The sequence below is a fragment of the Rhodoferax sp. RT4P68 genome, assembly GCF_056521305.1.
In genome coordinates, this window is record NZ_JBWMBB010000037.1 from 3,084 (window position 1) to 5,035 (window position 1,952).

Genomic DNA, 1,952 nt, shown 5'->3' on the forward strand with positions numbered 1-1,952 from the left:
GTGCCCAACTCTTCGCTTTGACGGACCAGCGTGTCGGGAATCGACATCGCACGCATGCGGTCGCGGGCCGCTGCCACAAGCTCGGGCGCGGCGCCTGCCCGCTGCAGCGCCAGCAGCTCGTTCTGCGGCGCCAGCCAGTCGGGGGCAAAGATCGTGGCCAGTGCCTGGCCCTTGCGCACCCGCTCCATCGGTGCGCGCACGGCGAGCCGCTCCACGTAGCCCGCCACGCGGGTCTGCACGGCGACGCTCAGGCGCTCATCGAACTGCACCGCCCCGACCGCCTCGAAGGACGAGGCCACGTCAGAGCGCGTCACCACGGCGGTGCGGATGCCCAGGTTCTGCTGCACGCCCGGGCTGACCTTGACGCCGGTGTCGCCCCCCGCATCGGCGTAGACCGGCACCAGCTGCATGTCCATGAACGGCGACTTGCCCGGCTGGTCGAAGCGCGGCCCCGGCACCATGGGGTCGTGCCAGTACAGCACCTTGCGCTCGCCGGCCGAAGCGGCAGCGGCCGGCGCAGCGCCGGTGGCGGGCATGGCGGGCTGGGTCGAACGACCCGCGTAGAAGCCGCCGGCCGCCAGCAAGACTCCGGCTGCCGCCACGGCGGCGATGCGTGCTGCGCGCTTCATGGGGCGGCTCCTTCGACGATGGGTGTCAAGGCGAGCTGGGCCCTGGCCTTGGCCAGGTCACGCTGCAGCAACAGCCATTTGCGTTGCGATTGCAGCTCCGCATGCCGCGCCTCGAACAGCACCGTGAGCGCGGTCTGGTTCGATCGGTAGCCGGCCAGCGCGAGCTCGGTGCGCTGCTGGGCCGGGGCCACCACCGCAGACCGGTAGCGCGCGGCACGGTCAGCCAGGCGCGTGGCGTCGCTGGCGAGCGCACGGTACTCACCGCTGGCCATGCGCACCGCTTCTGCCACGTTGGCTTCGGCTTTCTCAGCCAGCGCCATCCTGGACGCGATGTCCCGGTCTTGCCGGCTGGCTGGGGCGATGGCCAACGGGATGCTGACGCCGACGGACACCATGTCCGGGAGCCCGGCGCGCTGCCCGTAGCTCAGCTCCCAGGTCCAGTTCGGGCTGCGGTTGGCGCGGGCGAGGTGCGCTTCGTTGCGGGCCAGCGCGGCGTCGCGCTGCGCCGCCAACGTGGCCGGATGGCGTTCGACATAGCCCAGCTCGGTCACGGCATCGAATGGCGCCGGCGGCACCAGTGCCTCGACGCGCGCACCCACCCACCGCTCCAGCGCTGCGTGGGCGGCCGCCTGCTGCTGGCGCAGCTCGGCCGATTCGTCTTCGGCCATGCCTTGTGCGCTGGTCAGTGCCAGCACTTCCTGCGCGCTGCCCGATGCGGACGCCTGGCGCGCGCGCGCGGCGGCCAGTTCTTCGTGGAGGTGGCGCTCGCCCTGGACGGTCAGCTGCAGTGCCTCGCCGGCGAAGTAGGCGTCCAGATACGCCAGCCCCGCCTGCAAGCGCACGTCGGCCGCCGTGGCCTGCAGCGCGGCGGCCTCACGGCCCACCAGGGCGTCGGCGGCGGATTGCCGCGCGGCGCGCTTCTCGGCAGACAGCCACTCCTGCGCGAGCCCGATGCGCTTCATCGTCATCGTGTCGCGGGTGCTAAAGCGCTCGCCACCAGACACCGGCAGGTTGTCGATGCCGGCGCGCAGCACCGGGTCGGGCAGTTGGCCTGCGGCACGCGCGGCCTCGGTCGCGCCGAAGACGCCAGCGCGCGCGGCCCTGGCCGCATCAGAGCGCTGCACCGCCAGGGCCACGGCCTCGTCGAGGGTAAGCGGTGCCGCCCATGCAAGGGCGGGCAGAAAAGCGGCAGCCATGGCGACTGCGCGCGCAGACAAGTGAATGGGCATCAAAACTCCGTAGACGTTCGGCACAACGGCCGGATGCGGACGTGCCGCACCGGCGCCTGTCAGTCGACGGAGCGGTTCAGACGCGGAGTCGCAA

Annotated in this window: 2 protein-coding genes; both read right to left on the bottom strand. The window is 72.1% G+C overall.

The annotated features are described in order from the left end of the window. The coding region (locus AC099J_RS31470) for a heavy metal-binding domain-containing protein (protein WP_479619246.1) at nucleotides 1-629 on the bottom strand (629 nt) is incomplete at its 3' end. After that, on the bottom strand, nucleotides 626-1,825 hold the full coding sequence (locus tag AC099J_RS31475; RefSeq protein WP_479619247.1) for a TolC family protein: 1,200 nt from the start codon (nucleotides 1,823-1,825) through the stop codon (nucleotides 626-628). The genes AC099J_RS31470 and AC099J_RS31475, both read right to left, overlap by 4 nt. Nucleotides 1,826-1,952: the final 127 nt, after the last annotated feature.